We start from the raw sequence: 22,888 nt of genomic DNA, 5'->3' as shown, positions 1-22,888 counted from the left end.
GGAACGCGCGTCCGGCGCATCGCCGGTGACCGGGCGGTATCGGACCCGGCCGGGCGACACCGGTCGCCCGGCTCCGGAACCGCTGCCCGACCGGCCGACCGCGGTACGCCCGGTCGACGTGGCGCTGCTCGGCAGGCTGGCCGGCGCGGAGCTGAACCCGAGGACCGCGGGCGCCGGACCCGGCCCGCTGCTCGACGACGCGCTGGCCCCGGCGAGCCCGAGCGACCCGTACACGGTCACCGGGGCCACCCTGCGGGCCGGCGCGGTGCGCCCCGGCGACCTGTTCGCCGCGCTGCCCGGTGCCCACACGCACGGCGCCGACTACGCGGGCCAGGCGATCGCCGCCGGCGCGGCGGCGATCCTCACCGACCCGGACGGCGCCGACCGTGCCGAGATCCGGGACTCCCGGCTCCCGGTGCTGGTGCACCCGTCGCCGCGCGAGGTGCTGGGCCCGGTCTCGGCCGCGATCTACGGCGAGCCGACCGCCCGGCTGCGGATCCTCGGTGTCACCGGGACCAGCGGCAAGACCACGGTCGGGCACCTGCTGGAGGCCGGGCTGGCGGCCGCCGGGCGGGCCACCGGGCTGCTCGGCACGGTCCGCACCCGGGTCCAGGTACCCGGCGCCGAACCGCGGGCGCTGCCCAGCGCGTTCACCACCCCGGAGGCGCCGGACCTGCAGGCGCTGTTCGCGGTGATGGTCGAGGCGGGCGTCACCGACGTGGCGATGGAGGTCTCCAGCCACGCGCTCGCGCTGGGCCGGGTCGGTGGGTCCCGGTTCGCGGTCGGGGCGTTCACCAACCTGTCCCAGGACCACCTGGACTTCCATCCGACGATGGACGACTACTTCGAGGCCAAGGCCCGGCTGATCGACAGCGCCGACCCCGGGGCCGGCCCGACTTCGCGCTATGCCGATGCGCGTTCCGCTGGCGCTGCACGCTATGCCGATGCGCGTTCCGCTGGCGCTGCACGCTATGCCGATGCGCGTTCCGCTGGCGCTGCACGCTATGCCGATGCGCGTTCCGCTGGCGCTGCACGCTATGGCGTCGAGGCCGCCCGGCACGGCGTCATCTGCGTGGACGACGAGTGGGGCCGCCGGATGGCGCAGCGCCGGCCCGACGCCGTGACCGTCTGCTCCGACCCGGCCGGTCCGGCCGCGACCTGGACGGTGCGCGACCTGCAGGCGCACCCGGATGGCACCCAGACCTTCACCGCTCTCGGCCCCGGCGGGCTGGCCCAGCCGGTGACCCTGTCCCTGCCCGGCCGCTACAACGTGGCGAACGCGCTGGTCGCGCTGGCCTGCCTGGACGCCGACGGAATCTCCCCGGACGTCGCCGCGGAGGGGTTCGCGCGGGCGTCGGTGCCGGGGCGGATGCAGCGGGTGGAGGCCGGGCAGCCCTGGCTGGGGGTGGTCGACTACGCGCACAAGCCGGCCGCCGTCGTCGCGCTGCTGGACGCGCTGCGCGCGCAGATCGACCCGGCCGCCCGGGTGATCACCGTGCTGGGCTGCGGCGGGGACCGGGACACCGGCAAGCGGCCGCTGATGGGCGCCGCCGCGGCGGTCCGCTCGGACCTGCTCGTGGTCACCGACGACAACCCGCGCGGCGAGGACCCGGCCGCGATCCGGACCGCGATGCTGGACGGCGCGTGGGGCGAACCGGCCCGCGGCGACGTGCTCGAGGTCGGGGACCGGCGGGCGGCGATCGCGTACGCGGTCGCCCAGGCCCGGCCCGGGGACGCCGTCGTCGTCGCGGGGAAGGGGCACGAGACCGGCCAGGAGGTGCACGGCGTCAAGCACCCGTTCGACGACGCGGACGAGCTGGTCGCCGCGATCGGCGCCGGGGCATGACCGGCCGGGCAGGGAACGACGGCGCGACGAGCTGGGGAGGGCGAACCGAGCAGGTGGACAGGTGCACGGGGACGGCGGAGGGGTCATCATGATCGAGATGACGCTCTCCGAGGTCGCGACGGTGACCGGTGGCCGGCTGCACCGGGTCGGTGACGACGACGCCGCACGGCCGGTGACGACGGTGGAGTTCGACTCCCGCACGGTGGGCCCGGGCGGGCTGTTCCTGGCACTGCCCGGCGAGCGCGCCGACGGGCACGACTTCGCGTCCCGCGCCGTCACCCGTGGCGCCGTCGGGGTGCTGGCCGGCCGCGAGGTCGACGCCCCCGCGGTGATCGCGCCGCCGCCCCGGCACCGGGACGGCCACACCTACCTGGGCGCGACCGACCCGGACGGGCACGGCGCCGCCGTCCTGGAGGCGCTGGCCCGGCTGGCCCGGCACGTGCTGGGCGCGCTGCCCGGCCTCGCCGTCGTCGGGGTGACCGGCAGTGCCGGCAAGACCTCGACCAAGGACCTGCTGGCCGCCGTGCTCGCCCCGCTGGGCCGCACGGTCGCGCCGCCGGAGTCGTTCAACAACGAGCTCGGCACCCCCTACACCGCGCTGCGCGCCGACGCCGCGACCCGGCACCTGGTGCTGGAGTTCTCCGCCCGCGGGCCGGGCCACATCGCGTCGCTGTGCGCGGTGGCGCCGCCCCGGATCGGGGTCGTGCTCAACGTCGGCTCGGCGCACCTGGGCGAGTTCGGATCGCGGGCCGGGATCGCCGCCGCGAAGGGCGAGCTGGTCGAGGCGCTGCCGCCGGGCGACCTGCCGGGCGGCCGGGGCGGGGTCGCGGTGCTCAACGCCGACGACGACGCCGTCGCCGCCATGGCGTTCCGCACCCCGGCCCGGGTGGTGACCTTCGGCACCGCCGCGGGCGCCGACGTCCGCGCCGAGGACGTCGTGCTGCACGCGGGCCGGCCATCGTTCCGGCTGGTCACCCCCTCCGGCGCGGCAGACGTGACGCTGCGCCTGGTCGGCGGGCACCAGGTGTCGAACGCGCTGGCCGCGGCCGCGGTCGCGCTCGAGCTGGGCGGTACCCTCGAGCAGGTCGCGGCGGCGCTGTCCGCGGCGACCCCGGCGTCGCGTTGGCGGATGGAGGTCACCGACCGCGCGGACGGGGTGACCGTCGTCAACGACGCCTACAACGCCAATCCGGAGGCGATGCAGGCCGCGCTGTCCGCGGTGTCCTCGCTGGCCGGAGGCACCCGCCGGGCCTGGGCGGTGCTGGGCCCGATGGCCGAGATCGGAGACGGCGCCGCCGCCGCGCACGCCGCGAGCACCGCACGGGCCCGGACCGCCGGGATCGAGCGGGTGCTGGCCGTCGGCACCCCGGACTACGGGCCGGATGCCGAGCACGTCGCCGACGTCGACGCCGCGCTGGCGCTGCTGCGCGCCGAGGTCGCACCGGACGACGTGGTGCTGGTGAAGGCGTCCCGCAGCGCGGGGCTGGAACGGGTGGCCGCCGGGCTGCTCGAGGCCGGTGGCCGATCGACCGCCCCGGCGGCGGAGCGACCGGAGGGGCGGGTCGGCCGGTGAGGGGCCTGTTCCTGGCGTCGGGCCTCGCGCTCGCGGTCTCGATCCTGCTCACGCCGTACCTGATCCGGTTCTTCGCCCGGCAGGGCTTCGGGCAGGAGATCCGCGAGGAGGGCCCGCAGAGCCACCAGTCCAAGCGCGGCACGCCGACGATGGGCGGCGTCGCGATCCTGATCGCCGTCTGGGTCGGCTACCTGGGCTCGCACGCCTTCACCCGGGAGCCGGTCACCGCCTCGGCGCTGCTGGTGCTGTTCCTGACCACCGCCCTGGGCCTGGTCGGGTTCCTGGACGACTTCCTCAAGATCCGCCGCCAGCGCAACCTGGGCCTGAACAAGACTTCCAAGATCGTCGGCCAGGTGCTGACCGCGACGACCTTCGGCGTGCTCGCGGTCCGGTTCGCCAACGACCGGAACCTGACCCCGGCCTCGGACAGCCTGTCGTTCGTCCGGGACATCACCGTGCTGAGCTTCGGCGTGATCGGGTTCGTGCTGCTCTGCAACCTGATCGTCGCGGCCTGGTCGAACGCGGTGAACCTCACCGACGGCCTGGACGGGCTGGCCGCCGGCACCGCGGCGATGGTGCTCGGCACCTACGTGATCATCGGGTTCTGGCAGTTCCGCAACAGCTGCGCGGCCGTCGCGAGCGCGGGCTGCTACGAGGTCCGCGACCCGCTCGACGTCGGCCTGGTCGCGGCGGCCGCGATGGGCGGCTGCATCGGCTTCCTCTGGTGGAACGCCGCCCCGGCCCGGATCTTCATGGGGGACACCGGCTCGCTGGCGCTGGGCGGGTTGCTCGCCGGGCTGTCCATGGTCACCCGCACCGAGCTGCTGCTGGTCATCGTCGGTGGCGTGTTCGTGGTCGAGGCGCTGTCGGTGTCGCTGCAGATCGTGGTGTTCCGCACCGCCCGGCGGCGGCTGTTCCGGATGGCGCCGTTCCACCACCACTTCGAGCTGGCGGGCTGGGCCGAGACCACGGTCATCATCCGGTTCTGGCTGCTCGCGGCGATCTGTGCGGCGATGGGGCTGGGCATCTTCTACAGCGAGTGGCTCGCGGCCTCTGGTTCGGCGTGACGGGATCCGGCATGACGGGATCCGGGCCGGCGGGGGCGTTCGCCGGCCGGCGGGTGCTGGTGGCCGGGGCCGGGGTCTCCGGCCTGGCCGCCGCCGCGGTGCTGCGCGACGAGGGCGCGGTCGTCCTGGTGTCCGACGACTCGCCGGCCGCGCTGGCCGCGCTGCCGGACGGGACCGAGGCGTGGACCGGCGGCGGGATCCCGGACGGCGTCGGCACCGTCGTCACCTCGCCGGGCCGGCGCCCGGATCACGCGCTGGTCGCGGCTGCGACCGCCGCCGGGGCCGAGGTGATCGGCGAGCCGGAGCTGGCCTGGCGGCTCGGGGTGGCCCGCGAGCGGGCCGGTGGCGCGCCGGCGCCGGCCTGGCTGGTCGTCACCGGCACCAACGGCAAGACCACCACCACCGAGATGCTCGCCGCGATCCTGCAGGGCGCCGGCGCGTCCGCGGTGGCGTGCGGCAACATCGGATACCCGGTCGTCAGCGCGGTGGCCGAGGGCTTCTCGGTGCTCGCGGTGGAGCTGTCCAGCTTCCAGCTGCACTGGTCGCCGTCGGTGCGCCCGGCCGCCGGCGTGGTGCTCAACGTCGCCGAGGACCACCTGGACTGGCACGGCGGGATGGACGGCTACGCGGCCGCGAAGGCCCGCGCACTGGTCGGCGACGTCGCCCTCGGCGGGATCGACGACCCGGTCGCCGCCCGGCTGCTGGCCGCGGCCCCCGCGCCGCGCCGGGTCGGGGTGACCCTCGGCGAGCCGGGGCCGGACCAGCTCGGCGTCTCCGGCGGGGTGCTGACCGACCGCGCGTTCGGCGGCGGCGAGCTGCTGGCGGCGGCCGCGGTCGTCCCGCCGGGGCCGCCCGGGATCACCGACGCGCTGGCCGCGTCCGCGCTGGCCCGGGCGCACGGGGTGCCGGCCGCGGAGATCGGGAAGGCGCTGTCGTCGTTCACCCCGGGCCCGCACCGCAGCGCCCCCGTGGGCGAGCACGGTGGCGTCCGGTACCTGGACGACTCGAAGGCCACCAACCCGCACGCCGCGGACGCCGCGCTGGCCGCCGTGGCCGCCCGCAGCCCGGGCGCGCGGGCGGTCTGGGTGGTCGGCGGGCTGCTGAAGGGGGTCTCGCCGGACGTGCTCGGCGGCCTGGCCGCCCGGCACGCGGACCGGATCGCCGGCGTCGTCGTGATCGGGGTGGACCGTGCGCCGATCGCCGAGGCGCTCGCGCGACACGCCCCCGGCCTCCCGGTGGAGGAGGTCGGTGGGGGTCACGATAGGGGGATGGTGCCCTCCCACCAGCAGGATCCCGGGTCCGACCCGATGCCCGACGCGGTCCGCCGGGCGGCCGTGCTGGCCCGCCCCGGCGACGTCGTGCTGCTCGCGCCAGCGGCCGCGTCGATGGACCAGTTCCGCGACTACGCGCACCGCGGTGACGCCTTCGCCGCCGCCGTCGCGGGTCTCGGCACCGAGTGCAGCGGCAGCGGAACGAGCATCGGCACCGAGTGCAGCGGCAGCGGAACGAGCATCGATACCGGGGCCGGACGATGAGCCCGGACGAGCGGACCGCGCGGCGCAGCCCGGCGCGGATCGCCGCGGTGGCCGCCGGAACCGGTGCCCGGTCCGGGGCGCGGCGGCTGCGGCGCTGGCTGCGCCGCCCGCTCACCTCGCTGCACCTGACCCTCGGCGTGTTCGGCCTGCTCACGCTGTTCGGCCTGGTCATGGTGCTGTCGGCGTCGTCGGTGCAGTCGCTGTCCACCGGCGGGGCGTACTCGGTGTTCACCCGGCAGCTGATGTTCTGCGGCGTCGGGCTGGTGCTGTTCTACATCGGGTTGCGGATCCCACCCCGCACGCTGCGCGCGGCCGCCCCGTTCCTGCTGATCGTCGGGGTGCTCGCGTTGGTCGCGGTGCTGATCCCGGGGATCGGTGCGGAGCGCGGCGGCTCCCGCTCCTGGTTCGTCCTCGGGCCGCTGTCGTTGCAGCCCTCGGAGGCCGTCAAGATCGCGCTGACGCTGTGGGGCGCGCACGTGCTGGCCGCCCGGCGCGCGGTGATGCACCGCTGGAAGCACGCACTGAACCCGGTCGTCCCGGTCACCCTGGTGATCTTCACGCTGCTGGTGCTGGAGCCGGACCTCGGCATGACGGTCTCGTTCGGGATCGTGATGCTCGCGCTGCTGTACTTCGGCGGCGCCTCGATACGCCTGCTCGCCCTGATCGCCGGTGGCGGGCTGGCCGGGGCGGTGATCCTGGGCCTGACCGCCGGGTACCGGGCCAGCCGGATCTCGGCGTTCCTGTCCCCGGACACGGCCGACCCGCTCGGTCCGTCCTACCAGGCCACCCAGGCGCTCTACTCGCTCGCCGACGGCGGGCTGTTCGGCGTCGGGCTGGGCCAGGGCCGGGCGAAGTGGGACTACCTGCCCAACGCGCACAACGACTTCATCTTCGCGATCATCGGCGAGGAGCTCGGCCTGGTCGGGGCGTTCGCGGTGCTGGCGCTGTTCGCGACGCTGGCCTACACCGGCATGCGGATCGCGGCCCGCAACACCGACCCGTGGCTGCGGATCGTGGTGGCGACGTTGACGACCGGCCTGGTCGTCCAGGCCTCGATCAACATCGGCTACGTGGTGGGGCTGCTCCCGGTGACCGGGCTGCAGCTGCCGCTGATCTCCTCCGGCGGCACGTCGCTGGTGGTGACCATGTTCGTGTTCGGTGTGCTGACCAACGCGGCGCGGCACGAGCCGGAGGCGGTCGCGGCGCTGCGCAAGGACGGCCAGGGCCGGGTGGCGCGGCTGCTGCGGCTGCCGTTGCCGCAGCCCTACCGGGCTTCCGGGCCGCCGTCGAGGTGGGCGGCGCGGTGAGCCGGCCGGAGCGGATCGGCTGACCGGCTCGACGGCGGAGGACGCGGCGATCAGGGCGACGAGGACCAGGCTAGAACGATCACGGCGGCAGCGCCGGATCTCCGACGACGCGAGGGGCACGAGAGCGTGACGGGCACGGAGCAGGACGGCAACGCGGACCGGGACGGCGGCGGGGCCGGCGGCACCGGCGGCCAGGCCTCCCGGCGGCCCACGATGGGTGGCGGGCAGCCGAAGGACGGCGCCGCCGACCGGTCGGACGGCACGCGTCCGGCCGGCGGCGTGGTGCCGGACGGGGTGGTGTTCGGGGCCGCGGCGCCCGGGCCCCGTTTCCCGGCGACCGGCTGGAACCCCGGCCTGCACGACCTCACCCGGCAGATCGGCACCGGGCGCAACGGGATCTCCCGCGACCCGGGTGCCGACGGGCCGGAGGGCGCCGACCGTCCGGCCGCCCCGGAGGCTCCACCGGCGCGCCCGGACGCGTCCGGGGATCTGTTCACCCCGGGCGCCCCGCCGAACGGGGCGGGTACCTCCGGCGCGCCGGACGGATCGCCCGCACCGCACGCCGGGCCCCCGACGGGACCGCAGAACGCGCAGGGCACGACGCCGGAGTCGACCGGCGGGAACGGTGCTCGCGGCACCGCGACCGGCCCGCAGCCCCCCGCCGGTGCCGCCGGTGCCACCGGGCCTGCTGCCGGTCCGGGCGCCGCGGCGCAGTCCGACACCGGTCCGCAGCGGCAGGTCCCGGGGGCCCGGCCCGGAGCCGCCCCGGGTGGCGCGCCGGCCGCCGGACCCGGTGGTCCGGGGGGTCCGGGGGCGCCGGGGAACGTGCCCGGTCCGGGGCACCCGGCCGGGTGGGCTCCACAGGGGACGCCACCTGCGCGGCCCGGCGGGCCCGTGCCCGGTGTCGCCGGTCGGCAGCCGGGCGCGCCCGGGCACCCCGGACCCGGACCCTGGCCGCGGGGACCCGCAGGCGGGTACCCCGGCCCGTGGCAGCCGGCGCCGTGGCAGCCCGGCCCGGGGCAGCCTGGACCGATCCAGCCCGGCCCGGGGCAGCCCGGCCAGACGCAGCCCGGCGCGCAGGGCCCCGCTTCACCGGGCCCCGGCCGTCCCGGGCCCGGGCCGACCGGCCCGGGCCGGCCGGGTCCCGGTGGACCGGGACTGCCCGGACCCCGGGGCTTCCACCCCGGCGGCCCCGGTGGACCGGCAAACCTCGCAGGCCCCGGTGGCCCCGCAGGCCCCGGTGTACCCCCAGGTCCGGACGGACCCGGAGGTCCGGCTGGCCCCGCAGGCCCCGGCGCGCGGGGAGCGCCGGGCCCGTACGGCGCACCGGCCCCCGGCCGTCCCGAGCACGGCGGCCAGGTCCCGGGCGGCCCGCCCGCCGGACCCGGCGCACCCGGATTCCCGCCCGCGGCCACCCGGCCGGCCGGTGAGCAGGTCCCGGCGCCCGCGCCGGGGGCGCTGTCGGTCGTCGTCGCCGGGGGCGGATCGGCGGGACACATCGAGCCCGCCCTCGCCCTCGCCGACGCGATCCGCAGGCTCGTCCCGGGCGCCCGGGTCACCGCGCTCGGTACCGAGAAGGGCCTGGACACCCAGCTGATCCCGGCCCGCGGCTACCCGCTCGAGCTGATCCCGCCGGTGCCGCTGCCCCGCAAGCCCTCCGCCGACCTGCTCAAGCTGCCCGGCAACGTCCGCGGCGCCGTCAAGCGGGTCCGCGAGGTGCTCGAGTCGGTGCAGGCCGACGTCGTCATCGGGTTCGGCGGGTTCGTGTCGCTGCCCGCCTACCTCGGCGCCCGCGGCCGGGTGCCGATCGTGGTGCACGAGGCGAACGCCCGGGCCGGGCTGGCGAACAAGGTCGGTGCGCGGTTCGCCGCGGCCGTGGCCGCCGCCGTCCCCGGCACCGGGCTGGCCAACGAGGAGGTGGTCGGGATGCCGCTGCGCCGCTCGATCACCACCCTGGACCGGGCCGCGCTGCGCCCGGAGGCGCGCACCCACTTCGGGCTGCCCTCACACGGCCCGGTGCTGCTGGTGTTCGGCGGTTCGCAGGGCTCGCGGACGTTGAACACCGCGGTCGCCGAGTCGGTGCAGGCGTTCACCGAGCGCGGCATCGCGGTGCTGCACGCGCACGGCCGTACCGGTGAGCCAGCCCCGCCGCGGCCCGGGTACTTCCCGATGCCCTACATCGAGCGGATGGACCTGGCCTACGCCGCGTCCGACGTCGTCCTCGCCCGGTCCGGGATGACCACCGTCGCCGAGCTCACCGCCGTCGGCCTTCCCGCGGTGTACGTGCCGCTGCCGCACGGCAACGGCGAGCAGGCGCTGAACGCCCGCCCGGTCGTCCAGGCCGGTGGCGGCAAGCTCGTCGCCGACGAGGACATGAACGGCGAGCGCGCGATCGACGACCTGATGCCGATGCTCACCGACCCGGACCTGGCCCTGGCGATGGGCCGTCGCGCCCGGGCCGCCGGGCACGGCGAGGCCGACGAGAAGCTCGCCCGGATCGTCATGGAGGTCGCCCGCCGTGAGTGACGAGCCCAGCGTGCCCGGCCTGGGCCGGCACGTGCACCTGATCGGGATCGGCGGGGCCGGGATGAGCGGTATCGCCCGGATCCTGCTGGCCCGTGGCGTGAGGGTGTCCGGCTCGGACGCCCGCGAGTCGCGTACCGCCACCGCGCTGCGCGCGCTCGGCGCCCGGGTCGAGCTCGGCCACGACGCCGCGCACCTGCAGCACCCGGGGGAGGACCCGCCGACCGTGGTGGTGTCCACCGCGATCCGGGAGACCAACCCGGAGCTGGCGCGGGCCCGCGCGGACGGGCTCCACGTCGTCCACCGGGCGACCGCACTGGCCGCCCTGACCGAGGGCCGCCGGCTCGTCGCCGTCGCCGGGACGCACGGCAAGACCTCGACGACGTCGATGGTCACCGTCGCCCTGCAGCACGCCGGTGCGGACCCGTCGTTCGCGATCGGTGGCGACCTGTCGGTGTCGGGTAGCGGCGCCCACCACGGCACCGGCGACGTGTTCGTCGTCGAGGCCGACGAGAGCGACGGCTCCTTCACCGCGTTCACGCCGTCGGTCGCGGTCGTCACCAACGTCGAGCCCGACCACCTCGACCACCACGGCGACGCCGACACCTACCACGCCGTCTTCCGCCGGTTCCTGGACCGGCTGGCCCTCGGTGCCACGCTGATCACCTGCGCCGACGACCAGGGGGCCGAGGACGTCGCGGTCGTCGCCGAGCGGGCCGGGGTCACCGTGCTCCGCTACGGCCATTCGGCCGTCGGCGCCGCCGACGCCCGGTTGCTCGACTTCGTCCCGGACGGCACCGGCTCGCGCAGCACGTTCCGGCACGACGGCGTCGAGCACGAGTTGGAGCTGGCCGTCCCGGGCGAGCACATGGCGCTGAACGCGCTGGGGGCGTTCCTGGCCGGCATCGTCGTCGGCCAGGACACCGAGGCGCTGCTGACCGGCCTGGCCGGGTTCGGCGGGGTGCAGCGGCGGTTCGAGTTCAAGGGCCGGGTGCGCGGCGTCGCGGTCTACGACGACTACGCCCACCACCCCACAGAGGTCGCCGCCACCCTGCGCGCCGCCCGGGAGGCCACCGTGACCGGGCACGGTCACCGCGGACGGGTGCTGGTCGCCTTCCAGCCGCACCTCTACTCCCGGACCCGGCTCTTCGCGGCCGAGTTCGGCGAGGCGCTGTCGCTGGCCGACGAGGTCATGGTGCTGGAGGTCTACGGCGCGCGGGAGGACCCGGAGCCCGGCGTCGGTCCCACGCTGATCACCGACTCGGTGCGGCTGCCGGCCGAGCGGGTGCACCGGGCGCCGTCCTGGGAGGCGGTGCCGGCCGCGCTCGCCGCGCTCGCCGCCGAGGGCGACACGGTGATCACCATGGGGGCCGGGGACGTCACCGTCCTCGGGCCGGAGATCCTGCGCGAGCTCGCGGACGGAGCCTGACCCGATGGCCACCGACGGCGACCCGGACCGAGCCGACCGGCACGACCGCGGTGCGAGCGGTGCCGGGCGCACCCCGGAGCAGCAGCGCCGCGCGGCCGAGCGGGCCCGGCGGATCCGGGAGCGCCGGGCCGCGGAGCGGGCCGGTGACACCGCGACCGCCGATCGGACCGGGCACTCCGGGCCGGGCCGGACCCGGTCCGGCCCGGACCGCTCCACCGGTGGCCGCGGCGGACCCGACCGGCCGGGCGACCCGCGGCGCCGCCGGCGGCGCACCCTGGCCGTCCTGGCGACCGTGCTGGTTCTGCTGATCGGGCTGTCCGCCGGTGCCTGGTGGGCGCTGGGCCGGTTCGGGCCCGCGGTGCACGACGTCGAGGTCACCGGCACCCGGCAGATCCCGGCTCGGGACGTGTCCGACGCCGCCGGTGTCGAGCCCGGGACCCCGCTGGCCGCCGTCGACACCGACGCGGTCACCGCCCGGGTCGCAGCGATCCCCGGTGTCGCGTCCGTCGAGGTCGGCCGGTCCTGGCCGCACACCCTGACCGTCACCGTCGCCGAACGCACCCCGGTCGCCCTCGTCGAGGGCCCCGGGGGGCGCCGGATCGTCGACGTCACCGGCTACCCCTACCGCCCGGCACCCCCGGACGCGGCGTTCCCGGTCCTGGCGCTGCCCCGGGTCGCCCCGGACGACCCCGCGACGGCGGCCGCGGTCGGGATGCTGCAGGCGCTGCCGCAGCCGGTCCGGGACCAGGTCCGGTCGGTCGGGTTCGGGCCGGGCGGCACGACGTTCGAGCTCGTCCTCACCGACGACCGCCGGGTCCTCTGGGGCCCGTGGTCCGACGCGGCCGCGGTGCAACGGCGGGCCGCGGTGCTCGGGCCGCTGCTGACCCGGGAGGGCACCGTCTACGACGTGTCCAGCCCGGAGCTGGCCACCGTCCGCCAGGACTGAGCCGGCCCCGAGCGGCTCGTCCGTCCCGCCGGCAGTCGGCACCGCCGGCAGTCGGCACCTGCCGGCAGTCGGCACCTCCGGAAGTGGCACCGCCGGCGGGCCCCGATCGTGGCCGGGTGCCCGACCCGATCGGCGGTACCCGGCCGGCGCGGCGCCGCGGTCGCGATGACGGCACGGTGGTGGACCAGGGTGCGCTCCGTACCGTGACCGGGCGATGACGGTGTGCGGTTCATGCCGACCGGGAACGGAACCACCCGGGCGGGGTGTTGCCGCCGCGCGGCGCGCCTGCTGGACCCGGGCCCCGCGTGCGACCTAGCGTTCGAGCCTGAAGGCCCGGGGCACCCGGAGCTGGACCGGACCCCCCGAGCGACTGGAAGGTGCCGCATGACGCCCCCGCACAACTACCTGGCCGTGATCAAGGTCGTCGGCATCGGTGGCGGCGGCGTGAACGCCGTCAACCGCATGATCGAGGTCGGCCTCAAGGGTGTCGAGTTCATCGCGGTGAACACCGACGCCCAGGCCCTCCTGATGTCCGACGCCGACGTCAAGCTCGACATCGGCCGCGAGCTCACCCGCGGGCTCGGCGCCGGCGCCGACCCGGACGTCGGGGGGAAGGCCGCCGAGGACCACGCGGAGGAGATCGAGGAGGTCCTCAAGGGGGCCGACATGGTCTTCGTGACCGCCGGCGAGGGCGGCGGGACCGGCACCGGCGGTGCGCCGGTCGTCGCGTCCATCGCCCGCAAGCTCGGCGCGCTCACCATCGGCGTCGTCACCCGGCCGTTCACCTTCGAGGGCCGTCGCCGTGCCGGTCAGGCCGAGGACGGCATCCAGGGCCTGCGCAACGAGTGCGACACCCTGATCGTCATCCCGAACGACCGGTTGCTGCAGCTCGGGGACGTGGGCGTCTCCCTGATGGACGCCTTCCGCTCCGCCGACGAGGTGCTGCTCTCCGGCGTCCAGGGCATCACCAACCTGATCACCACCCCCGGCCTGATCAACCTGGACTTCGCGGACGTCAAGTCGGTGATGTCCGGAGCGGGTTCGGCCCTGATGGGGATCGGGTCCGCCCGCGGCGAGGGACGTGCCGTGCAGGCCGCCGAGAGTGCGATCAACTCGCCGCTGCTCGAGGCCTCGATGGACGGCGCGCAGGGCGTGCTGCTCTCCATCGCGGGCGGTTCGGACCTGGGCCTGTTCGAGATCCACGAGGCGGCCTCGCTGGTCCAGGAGGCCGCGCACCCCGAGGCGAACATCATCTTCGGGACGGTCATCGACGACTCGCTGGGCGACGAGGTCCGGATCACCGTCATAGCAGCCGGTTTCGAGGGCGGCACGCCGACCCACAAGAAGCTCGAGCCCGCGGTGTTCCGCTCCGGCACCCAGCGCGCGTCCGAGCCGGCCACGGCCGACGACGCGTCGACGGCCCCGCAGCAGCAGGCCCCGCAGCAGCAGCCGGCCACCGCAACGCAGGCACCGGCCCAGGAGAACGGCACCGCGCGGTTCACCGCGACCCCGCCGGCCGACCGCGCCACCCCGGACCTGCCGGCCGCGGTGCCGGCGCCGGAGACCACGCACCGTGCCGGCGTGCTGCCGCCCGCCCAGACCACCGCTCCGGCGCCGCGCCAGGGCGGGATCGGCGCCGACGGCGGCGCGGCTCCGGCCGGGCAGGGGAGCGTCGCTCCGTCCGCGCCGGCGGCCCCGGCCCCGGCAGCCCAGGGCGGGGTGTCCGGCCCGCACGGTGCCCCCGCCTCCCGCCCGGCGCCGGAGCCGGACGAGGACGAGGTGGACGTCCCGCCGTTCATGCGGCGGTGAGCCCGGCCCCCGGAGCCGACAGCCCGGTGCGGGTCCGCCGGGTCACCACGACCCGGGCGGGTGGCCGGTCGACCGGCCCGTTCGCCCGGTTCAACCTCTCGCTCGGCGTCGGCGACGACCCGGCCGCGGTCACCGCGAACCGAGCCCGGGTGGTCCGCGAGCTCGGCCTGTCCGGCCTGGTGTTCCTCAGGCAGGTGCACGGCCGTGAGGTGGCCGTGCTGCGCGAGCCGCCCCGGGCCCGGCCCGGCACCGGCGGGGTCGCCCCCGACATCCCGGACGTCGACGCCGTCGTCACCGACGTCCCGCTGCTCGGCATCGCGGTGCTCGCCGCCGACTGCGTGCCGGTGCTGCTCGGCGACCCGCAGGCCGGGGTCGTGGGCGCCGCGCACGCCGGCCGGGCCGGCGCCGCGGCCGGCGTGCTGGACGCCGTCCTCGACGAGATGACCGGCCTCGGCGCCGTGCCGGAGCGGACCGAGGTGCTGCTCGGCCCCGCCGTCTGCGGGGCCTGCTACGAGGTGCCCGCCGCGCTGCGCGACGAGGTGGAGGCGGCCCTGCCGGGCAGCGCCTCCAGGACCCGCACCGGTACCGCCGGGCTGGACCTGCGGACCGGCCTGACCCGCCGGCTGGCCGACCTCGGCGTGCGCCGGGTCGGCACCGACCCGCGCTGCACCATCGAGGATCCGGACCTGTTCAGCCACCGGCGCGACGGCCGCTGCGGCCGCCAGGCCGCGATCACCTGGCTGGACCCCGGCGGCGCCCCGGACGCTCGCGGCAGCACGGCCCGCCCGGCACGATGACCGGCGTGGCCCCGCCGAACGTCCCCGACCCGGACACCACCCCCGAGCCGAGCGCTCCCGAACCGAGCGATCCCGAGCCCGCCCCCGCCGCGGAGCGGGACGGGCGCACCGCGGAGCTGGCGGAGCGGCTGGGAGCCGTCCGCGAGCGCCTCGCGGCGGCCTGCCGGGCCGCCGGCCGGGACCCGGACGAGGTGTCCCTGCTCGCCGTCACCAAGACGATCCCGGCCGCCGACGTCGCCACCCTGCTCGATCTCGGGCTGACCGCGTTCGCCGAGAACCGGGCCCAGGAGGCCGCGGCGAAGGTGGCGGAGGTCGCCCGGCTCCGCCCGGACGCCAAGCCCCGCTGGCACTTCGTCGGCGGCCTGCAACGCAACAAGGTGCGGCTGGTGACCCCGTGGGTGACCCGGATCGAGTCGGTGGACTCGCCGCGGCTGGCCCGGGCGATCGACGCCGAGATCGGCAGGGCCCGCGAGCGCGGCGAGCGCGACCGGCCGCTGCCGGTGCTCGTCCAGTACAGCGTGGACGGTGACCCGGGCCGCGGTGGCGTCCCGGACGACGGCCTGGACACCCTGGTCGATCTGGTCGCGGAGCTGCCCGGGCTGGAACCGGCCGGTCTGATGGCCGTCGCCCCGCTGGACCGGGAACCGGAGCGGGCGTTCGCCGAGATCGCGGCCGCCGCCCGGCGGATCCGTGCGCGGCACCCGGGGGCGTCCGAACTGTCGGCCGGGATGAGCGGCGACCTGGAGACCGCGATCGATCACGGTTCGACGGTGGTGCGTGTCGGTACGGCTCTTGTGGGGGACCGGCGGCTAACCTCCGAGTAATCGCTGGTCGGTGCGGGTACCGGGTCGTCGGGCGAGACCGTCGCCAGAGCGCGGCGTGCCCCATCGGCGACGGGGCACGCGATGTCGAGCAGTACTGCGAGGGGACAGCGGATGAGCGCGATGTACCGGCTGAAGGCGTACTTCGGCATGGTCCCGGCCGATGAGATGGACTACGTGGACGAGCCGGACCAGTACCGCGGCGGCCACGACCACGGCCCGCGTTCCGACCGCTGGTCGGGTGCTGCGGGCCGGTTCGCCGACCCGGACGGCTTCTCCGACGAGCGTTACGACGCGCCGGGGACCTATGACGACGGGTGGGGCCCCCGCCCGGCGCGGGAACCGGTCCGTCCGGCGCGCGCCGTCCGGCAGGATTCGCGCGGTGAGCGGGAGTTCGACCCCGGGCCGGGCGACCGCTCCGGGCTTCCGGCACCCATCGGAGGCGGCTCCGGTCCGGCCGTCCGGGGTGCGCTGGCGATGGATCCGGAGAGCCTGCGCGGGCCCTCCCGGGAGCCGGTGCGCGAGGAGCGCCCGGCCGTCGCGGCGGTGCCACCGGCGCCCGCGCCGGTGCCCGAACAGCGCGACCGCACGGCCGCCGCGCCCGCCTCGATCACCACGCTGCACCCGCGCAGCTACACCGAGGCGCGGACGATCGGGGAGCGCTACCGGGAGGGCGTGCCGGTCATCATGAACCTCACCGACCTGGACGACGCGACGGCGAAACGCCTGGTCGACTTCGCCGCCGGCCTGGTGTTCGCGCTCCACGGCGGATTCGACAAGGTCACCAGCCGGGTGTTCCTTCTCACCCCTGCCGACGTCGACGTGTCCGCGGACGACGCACGCAGGCTCGCCGAGCGCGGAGCTTTCCGACAGGATTGAGCCGTGTCGACCGCGATCGGTTTGTTGATCTACTACGTCCTGTTCTTCTTCTGGCTGCTGCTCGCGGCCCGGATCGTCGTCGAGATGACCCGGACGTTCGCGCGCAAGTGGCAGCCCGCCGGCGGCAGCGCCGTGGCGCTCGAAGTCGTGTTCACCGTCACCGACCCGCCGGTCCGGTTGCTGCGGAGAGTGATCCCGGTCGTCCGTATCGGAGGCGTCGGACTGGACCTGTCGATTATGGTGCTTCTGTTGGTGGTGTTCATCCTGATGAACGTCGCCGACCCTAGACCGGTGTGAGCCCCAGTCACCCGGTTTGCCGCCGAGGACCGCATGAGGTGATCCGATGCCGCTGACGCCCGCCGACGTTCATAACGTCGCGTTCAGCAAACCCCCGATCGGGAAGCGGGGTTACAACGAGGACGAGGTCGACGCCTTCCTCGATCTGGTCGAGGCCGAACTGGCCCGGCTGATCGGGGAGAACGACGACCTGCGTGACCAGGTTGCGCAGCTGGAGCAGCGCGCCGGTGACGCCGAGGCCGACCTGGAGGAGGCGCGGAGCCAGCCGGCGCCGCCCGCCCAGACCCAGGCGCTGCAGACGTCCGCCCCGCTGAGCCGGCCCGGTGGCAGCGCGCCCCCGCCGCAGCTGGCCGGCGCCGCCGACGCCGACGCCGACGGGGGTGACCACCACGTCCAGGCGGCCAAGGTCCTGGGCCTGGCCCAGGAGATGGCCGACCGGCTGACCGCCGAGGCCAAGAACGAGGCCGACACGATGCTGTCGGACGCCCGGACCAAGTCCGAGCAGCTCCTCTCGGACGCCCGGACGAAGGCCGACGGCCTGGTCAACGACGCGCGCTCGCGTGCCGAGACCATGCTCAACGACGCCCGTACCCGGGCCGAGACGCTCGAGCGGCAGTCCCGCGACAAGGCGTCCGGGCTGGTCAGCGAGGCCGAGCGCAAGCAGAACGAGATCATGGGTGCGATCCAGCGGGACAAGTCCGTGCTGGAGAAGAAGATCGACGAACTGCGCACCTTCGAACGCGAGTACCGGACCCGGCTCAAGACCTACCTGGAGTCGCAGCTGCGCGACCTGGAGGGCCGCGGGTCCGCCGCTCCGTCGGACAGCTCCGGCACCAACTCCGGCACCAACTCCGGGACCAGCAACGCCAGCCGGTCGAACTCGAACGGCGGGTACGCCGCCTCCGGGTACGGCCAACGGGCGGACACCGGGAGCTGACGGTTCCCCCGGCGCCCGGCGCCGGAGCAGACCGACGACGACCGGGTAGCGGCCGGGTGCCGCTGCCGACCGACGGAGTTCACCGATGTTGATGCTGGTCCTGGTCCTGGTTGCCATCGCCCTGGCGCTGTGGCTTGCCGGATGGTTCCTGCAGGTGGTGGCCCTGTTCTGGACGTCGGTGGGCGTCTGCGTGATCGCCGGGATCGTGCTGTTCTACGACTGGTGGCAGGCCCGCTCCGCGGAGCGGGCCGGGGACCGATCGGACGCGACGACCGGTACCGAGGCCGGGGCGGTCGCGGGACCGGACGCCCGTGGGCGCGGCACGCAGGTGCGTCACGGGGCCGAGATGGAGCCCGCGACGCAGGTGCTGCCGGTCGTCCGGCCGGACTCGGCGGATGGCTCCGGTGCGTCCGGAGCGGCGCCGGCGGGCGGAGATGGCGGGAACGCCACCGACGCGACGATCCAGATGCCGGTGGTCCGGCCGCCCGGCTCGCCGGAGGGACCGTCCGGCGTTTCTCGTTCAGGTGGTTCTTCGTCACCCTCGGTGACCGAAAGTGGTGACGCGGCTCTCGCCGGAGCCGATGCCGGTCACCCCTCCGGGACGGCTGCGGGTCTGGCGGACGGGCAGGACGACGGGACGGGTCGTGGCGGCGGCCCCGACCGGACCGACTCCCCGCCCGCACGGGCCGCGAGCGGACCGGACGCCGGCGGGTCGCCCGCGGCGGGTTCGCCCGGGGCGGGCACGCCCGAGACCCCGACCGGTGCCGGCCCGGCCGGTGCTGCGACCGCCGCGGGTGCCGTCGCCGCGGGCGCGGCGGCCGGCGCCGGGCGCAGCGGTGACGACCGCCCCGACGACGCCCAGGACTTCGGCGGCGGCTCGGCTGACCGGGCCGACCCGGGCAGCGGCGGTGCGGCCACCGGGCCACCGGACAGCTCCGCCGGACCGCCGGATCCGTCCGCCGGTTCGGCGCCCGCCGGTCGTCCCGACGCCCCGGAGGTCGACGGGCAGCCGGGTGGCGCGACCACCGCAGTCGGCGCGACGACCGCACCCGGCGCGGCCTCGGCGGGCCTCGACCCGGCCGGCGGTGCGGAGCGTGCCGGTGCGGAGCGTGCCGGAGCTGAGCACGCCGGTGCCGGCACCGAGGCGCTGCGGGGCGGCGCTCCCGCAGGCGCGGACGAGGCGGCGACCGGCGTCGGCGGCACGGGCACCGACAGCGCAGGTGCAGGTGCCGGTGCCGACACCCGGCAGCCGGCCGAGGGTGAGGCTCCGGAGGAGCCGCACGACCCGACCCTGGCCGGCCTGGTCGCCCGGCTGCCGGACGAGGTGCTGGTGATCGACGAGCACCCCCGATACCACGTTCCGGCCTGCCGGATGCTCAGTGGCCGGCCGGTCATCCCGCTGCCGGTCAGCGAGGCCGTCGAGCTCGGGTTCACCCCGTGCGCCTGGTGCTCGCCGAACCGGTCCCTGGGCGAGCGGCACCCGGCGCAGGTGCGCTGACCCGACACCGGGGGCCCGCCGCGCCACCTGCGGAATATCCGGGTGCCGGAATATCTCGGTGCGCTGCCGCGCTACCCTGGCACGACAGGCGTCGATCCGGCCATCACCGGGGAGCCTCCGGAAGAAACGGCCGCCCGCGCGGCGGCCGGACTAGAACCGGACGGTCGCGGCCCGTCACAGCCGCCGAACGAGAGGCGCCCGCCCCGCGCACCGCGGGTCGCGGCGCAAGCGGGGTGGTACCGCGGCACGGCCCGAGGTGGGTCGGCGTCGTCCCCGTGCGACGCGAGAGCACCGCACGAGGAGCCGTAGCCGTGAGCGAGACAGCCGTGACCGACGCAGCCGCGAGCGGGACCGGGTACCCCGAGGTCCCGGCGCACCCGACGTTCCCGACGCTCGAGCAGGACGTGCTCGCCTCATGGGACGCCGACGACACCTTCCGTGCCTCGGTCGAGCAGCGGCCCGCCGGCGACAACGGTGCAAACGAGTTCGTCTTCTACGACGGCCCGCCGTTCGCCAACGGGCTGCCGCACTACGGCCACCTGCTCACCGGCTACGTCAAGGACGTGATCCCGCGCTACCGCACGCAGCGCGGCTACCGCGTCGAGCGCCGGTTCGGCTGGGACACCCACGGCCTGCCCGCCGAGGTGGAGACCGAGAGCCAGCTCGGCATCAAGCACAAGTCCGAGATCGACGAGATGGGTGTGGCCGCGTTCAACGAGGCCTGCCGCACCTCGGTGCTGCGCTACACCGGTGAGTGGCGCGACTACGTGACCCGCCAGGCCCGCTGGGTGGACTTCGAGAACGACTACAAGACGCTCGACCTGGACTACATGGAGTCCGTCATGTGGGCGTTCAAGTCGTTGTGGGACAAGGGACTCGTATACTCCGGCTTCCGGGTGCTCTGGTACTGCTGGCGCTGCGAGACGCCGCTGTCGGCCACCGAGACCAAGATGGACGACGTCTACCTCGACCGCCAGGACCCGGCCGTCACCGTCGGCCTGCGGCTCTCCGCGCCCGGCCACGCGGCGCTCGACGGCGCGCTGGCCCTGGTCTGGACGACCACGCCGTGGACGCTGCCCTCGAACCTGGCCACCGCCGTGCACCCGGACGTCGACTACGTCGTCGTCGAGGCACGAGGTGAGCGCTGGCTGCTGGCCGAGGCCCGGGTCGCGGCCTACGCCCGCGAGCTGGGCATGGAGCCGCCGGTGCTGGCCCGGCTGAAGGGCTCCGAGCTGCTCGGGCTGACCTACACCCCGCCGTTCGGCTTCTTCACCGGTCGCGAGAACGCCCACCAGGTGCTCGCCGCCGACTACGTCACCACCGACGACGGCACCGGGCTGGTGCACATCGCGCCGGCGTTCGGTGAGGAGGACAAGGAGGTCACCGACGCGGCCGGCATCGAGGTCGTCAACCCGGTCGACTCCCGCGGCGAGTTCACCGTCGAGGTGCCGCCGTACGCCGGGATGCAGGTGTTCGACGCGAACCCGCAGATCATCCGGGACCTCAAGGAGCGGGCGAGCGAGCATGTCACCGGCGTCCTGCTCCGGCACGAGACCTACGACCACCCGTACCCGCACTGCTGGCGCTGCGGCAACGCGCTGATCCAGCGCGCCGTCGACTCCTGGTTCGTCCGGGTCACGCAGTTCCGGGACCGGATGGTCGAGCTCAACCAGCAGATCAACTGGACGCCGTCGCACGTCCGGGACGGCCAGTTCGGCAAGTGGCTGGAGGGCGCCCGGGATTGGGGCATCTCCCGCAACCGCTACTGGGGCAGCCCGATCCCGGTGTGGGTCTCCGACGACCCGCGCTACCCGCGCACGGACGTCTACGGCTCGCTGGACGAGCTGGAGCGCGACTTCGGCGTGCGCCCGACCGACCTGCACCGGCCCTACGTCGACGAGCTGACCCGGCCGAACCCGGACGACCCCACGGGCGCCTCCACGATGCGCCGGGTGCCGGAGGTGCTGGACTGCTGGTTCGAGTCCGGCTCGATGCCGTTCGCCCAGGTCCACTACCCGTTCGAGAACGAGTCGTGGTTCGAGCACCACTACCCGGGCGACTTCATCGTCGAGTACAACGGGCAGACCCGCGGCTGGTTCTACACGCTCCACGTGCTGGCCACGGCCCTGTTCGACCGGCCGGCGTTCCGCAACTGCTCGGCACACGGCATCGTGCTGGGCGACGACGGCGCCAAGATGTCGAAGTCCCGCAAGAACTACCCGGACGTCAACGAGGTCTTCGACCGCGACGGCTCGGACGCCATGCGGTGGTTCCTCATGGCGAGCCCGATCCTGCGCGGCGGGAACCTCGTCGTCACCGAGCAGGGCATCCGGGAGGGCGTCCGGCAGGCGATCCTGCCGCTGTGGAACACCTGGTACTTCCTGTCGCTCTACGCGGGCGGGAACCGGGGGCGGTTCCGCACCGACAGCACGCACGTGCTGGACCGGTACGTGCTGGCCAAGACCGCCGACCTGGTCGATCGCGTGACCGCGGCGCTGGACGCCTACGACATCGCCGGGGCCTGCGAGCAGGTCCGGGAGCACGCCGAGACGCTGACCAACTGGTACGTCCGGCGCTCCCGGGAGCGCTTCTGGTCCGCCGACGACGCCGTGCGCACCGACGCCGTCGACACCCTGCACACGGTGCTGGAGGTGACCTGCCGGGTCGCGGCGCCGCTGCTGCCGCTGACCACGGAGGTGATCTGGCGCGGGCTGACCGGCGGCCGCTCGGTGCACCTCACCGACTGGCCGGGCGGGACCGACGCGAAGCTTGCGGAGCGGCGCGTCGGCATCGACCCGGCGGTGTCGACGTCCGCCCCGGACGTCGGGTTGCCCCGCGACCCCGCGCTGGTCGCCGGGATGGACCGGATCCGGCAGGTGGCCTCGGCGGCGCTGTCGCTGCGGAAGTCGGCGAAGCTCCGGGTCCGCCAGCCGCTGCCCGGCCTCACCGTGGCCGCGGCGGACGTCGCCGCGCTGGAGCCCTTCACCGGGCTGCTGCGCGACGAGGTCAACGTGCGCTCGGTCGAGCTGACCGACGACGTCGCGACGCGCGGCCGGTTCGAGATCGCGGTGAACGCCCGGGTCGCCGGCCCGCGCCTGGGTTCCGACGTGCAGAAGTGCATCCGCGCGGTGAAGGCCGGTGAGTGGAGTCAGAAGGGCGACGGTTCCGTCGTCGCTGCGGGGATCCCGCTGCTCGAGGGCGAGTTCACCGAGAAGCTCGTCGCCGCCGACCCGGAGCACACCGCGGCGCTGCCCGGTAACGCCGGCCTGGTCGTGCTGGACACCGCGGTGAGCCCGGAGCTGGCCGCCGAGGGCACCGCCCGCGACGTCGTCCGGGTCGTCCAGCAGGCCCGCCGGGACGCCGGCCTCGCCGTGTCCGACCGGATCGCGCTGACCCTGGACGGGCCGGACGCGGTGCTCGGTGCGGTCCGCACGCACGAGGCATTCGTGGCGGGGGAGGTGCTCGCCACCTCGGTGGCCTACGGCGCCGCCAGCGCGGCCTCGTCCGGTCAGGTCGTCGGCCCGGACGGCGAGACCGCCGAGCTGCGGGCCGCGGTCGTGCAGGCCTGACCGCTGGGCCACCGGTGATCACAGGGCCACCGGTGATCACGCATCGGGCTGCCTT

At 75.7% G+C, this 22,888-nt stretch carries 16 protein-coding genes; all 16 read left to right on the top strand.

What is annotated here, in order from left to right:
• Positions 1-25: 25 nt before the first annotated feature.
• The 16 genes from ACLFMI_RS11630 (at position 26) to ileS (ending at position 22,833) form a co-directional block, all read left to right on the top strand.
• On the top strand, positions 26-1,846 hold the full coding sequence (locus ACLFMI_RS11630) for a UDP-N-acetylmuramoyl-L-alanyl-D-glutamate--2,6-diaminopimelate ligase (protein WP_410947810.1): 1,821 nt from the start codon (positions 26-28) through the stop codon (positions 1,844-1,846).
• A gap of 88 nt (positions 1,847-1,934) precedes the next feature.
• Positions 1,935-3,419: a UDP-N-acetylmuramoyl-tripeptide--D-alanyl-D-alanine ligase gene (locus tag ACLFMI_RS11625; RefSeq protein WP_410947809.1), complete on the top strand. Its 1,485-nt coding sequence runs from the start codon at positions 1,935-1,937 to the stop codon at positions 3,417-3,419.
• Complete coding sequence (mraY, locus tag ACLFMI_RS11620) at positions 3,416-4,486, top strand: phospho-N-acetylmuramoyl-pentapeptide-transferase (protein ID WP_410947808.1); 1,071 nt, start codon at positions 3,416-3,418, stop codon at positions 4,484-4,486. Before ACLFMI_RS11625 ends, mraY begins: the two co-directional genes overlap by 4 nt.
• An 11-nt stretch (positions 4,487-4,497) precedes the next feature.
• A complete protein-coding gene (gene murD / locus ACLFMI_RS11615; protein WP_410947807.1) occupies positions 4,498-6,021 on the top strand; it encodes a UDP-N-acetylmuramoyl-L-alanine--D-glutamate ligase in 1,524 nt (507 codons plus the stop codon).
• Positions 6,018-7,328 carry a putative lipid II flippase FtsW gene (ftsW, locus tag ACLFMI_RS11610; protein WP_410947806.1) on the top strand — a complete coding sequence of 437 codons (1,311 nt, stop codon included), beginning with the start codon at positions 6,018-6,020 and terminating at the stop codon, positions 7,326-7,328. Before murD ends, ftsW begins: the two co-directional genes overlap by 4 nt.
• Positions 7,329-8,786: 1,458 nt before the next feature.
• Positions 8,787-9,854, top strand: a complete 1,068-nt coding sequence (locus ACLFMI_RS11605) for a UDP-N-acetylglucosamine--N-acetylmuramyl-(pentapeptide) pyrophosphoryl-undecaprenol N-acetylglucosamine transferase (RefSeq protein ID WP_410947966.1) — start codon at positions 8,787-8,789, stop codon at positions 9,852-9,854.
• On the top strand, positions 9,847-11,280 hold the full coding sequence (murC, locus tag ACLFMI_RS11600) for a UDP-N-acetylmuramate--L-alanine ligase (RefSeq protein WP_458788581.1): 1,434 nt from the start codon (positions 9,847-9,849) through the stop codon (positions 11,278-11,280). The genes ACLFMI_RS11605 and murC overlap by 8 nt, the downstream gene beginning before the upstream one ends.
• Positions 11,281-11,284: 4 nt before the next feature.
• Positions 11,285-12,226 carry a cell division protein FtsQ/DivIB gene (locus ACLFMI_RS11595; protein ID WP_410947805.1) on the top strand — a complete coding sequence of 314 codons (942 nt, stop codon included), beginning with the start codon at positions 11,285-11,287 and terminating at the stop codon, positions 12,224-12,226.
• 384 nt (positions 12,227-12,610) lie between these two features.
• Positions 12,611-14,035: a cell division protein FtsZ gene (gene ftsZ, locus ACLFMI_RS11590; RefSeq protein WP_410947804.1), complete on the top strand. Its 1,425-nt coding sequence runs from the start codon at positions 12,611-12,613 to the stop codon at positions 14,033-14,035.
• Between the two features lie 26 nt (positions 14,036-14,061).
• Positions 14,062-14,832 (top strand): peptidoglycan editing factor PgeF, encoded by a 771-nt coding sequence (gene pgeF, locus ACLFMI_RS11585; RefSeq protein WP_410947964.1) that lies wholly within the window; start codon positions 14,062-14,064, stop codon positions 14,830-14,832.
• 116 nt (positions 14,833-14,948) lie between these two features.
• On the top strand, positions 14,949-15,656 hold the full coding sequence (locus tag ACLFMI_RS11580; protein WP_410947963.1) for a YggS family pyridoxal phosphate-dependent enzyme: 708 nt from the start codon (positions 14,949-14,951) through the stop codon (positions 15,654-15,656).
• 111 nt (positions 15,657-15,767) lie between these two features.
• The gene (locus ACLFMI_RS11575; protein WP_410947803.1) at positions 15,768-16,532 is read left to right on the top strand and encodes a cell division protein SepF; all 765 of its coding nucleotides are present in this window, start codon (positions 15,768-15,770) and stop codon (positions 16,530-16,532) included.
• Positions 16,533-16,535: 3 nt separating this feature from the next.
• Entirely contained in the window at positions 16,536-16,829 is a 294-nt protein-coding gene (locus ACLFMI_RS11570; protein WP_410947802.1) for a YggT family protein, read from the top strand.
• A gap of 46 nt (positions 16,830-16,875) precedes the next feature.
• Positions 16,876-17,766 (top strand): DivIVA-like cell division protein Wag31, encoded by an 891-nt coding sequence (gene wag31, locus ACLFMI_RS11565; protein WP_410947801.1) that lies wholly within the window; start codon positions 16,876-16,878, stop codon positions 17,764-17,766.
• 85 nt (positions 17,767-17,851) lie between these two features.
• Positions 17,852-19,264, top strand: coding sequence for a hypothetical protein (locus ACLFMI_RS11560; protein ID WP_410947800.1), 1,413 nt, complete (start codon positions 17,852-17,854; stop codon positions 19,262-19,264).
• Between the two features lie 311 nt (positions 19,265-19,575).
• Positions 19,576-22,833 (top strand): isoleucine--tRNA ligase, encoded by a 3,258-nt coding sequence (gene ileS / locus ACLFMI_RS11555; RefSeq protein ID WP_410947799.1) that lies wholly within the window; start codon positions 19,576-19,578, stop codon positions 22,831-22,833.
• The last annotated feature ends 55 nt before the right edge of the window (positions 22,834-22,888 follow it).

It is taken from the genome of Pseudonocardia nantongensis (assembly GCF_046546495.1).
GTDB classification, from domain to species: domain Bacteria; phylum Actinomycetota; class Actinomycetes; order Mycobacteriales; family Pseudonocardiaceae; genus Pseudonocardia; species Pseudonocardia nantongensis.
Note: the sequence above shows the minus strand (reverse complement) of the source record. Positions and strands in the feature narration are given on the sequence as shown.

Bases quoted from the DNA above. Each gene is read 5' to 3' on its own strand.
- ACLFMI_RS11595 (WP_410947805.1), top strand. From the start codon at position 11,285: ATGGCCACCGACGGCGACCCGGACCGAGCCGACCGGCACGACCGCGGT.
- wag31 (WP_410947801.1), top strand. From the start codon at position 16,876: ATGCCGCTGACGCCCGCCGACGTTCATAACGTCGCGTTCAGCAAACCC.
- ftsW (WP_410947806.1), top strand. From the start codon at position 6,018: ATGAGCCCGGACGAGCGGACCGCGCGGCGCAGCCCGGCGCGGATCGCC.
- ftsZ (WP_410947804.1), top strand. From the start codon at position 12,611: ATGACGCCCCCGCACAACTACCTGGCCGTGATCAAGGTCGTCGGCATC.
- murD (WP_410947807.1), top strand. From the start codon at position 4,498: ATGACGGGATCCGGGCCGGCGGGGGCGTTCGCCGGCCGGCGGGTGCTG.
- ACLFMI_RS11560 (WP_410947800.1), top strand. From the start codon at position 17,852: ATGTTGATGCTGGTCCTGGTCCTGGTTGCCATCGCCCTGGCGCTGTGG.
- ACLFMI_RS11625 (WP_410947809.1), top strand. From the start codon at position 1,935: ATGATCGAGATGACGCTCTCCGAGGTCGCGACGGTGACCGGTGGCCGG.
- ACLFMI_RS11575 (WP_410947803.1), top strand. From the start codon at position 15,768: ATGAGCGCGATGTACCGGCTGAAGGCGTACTTCGGCATGGTCCCGGCC.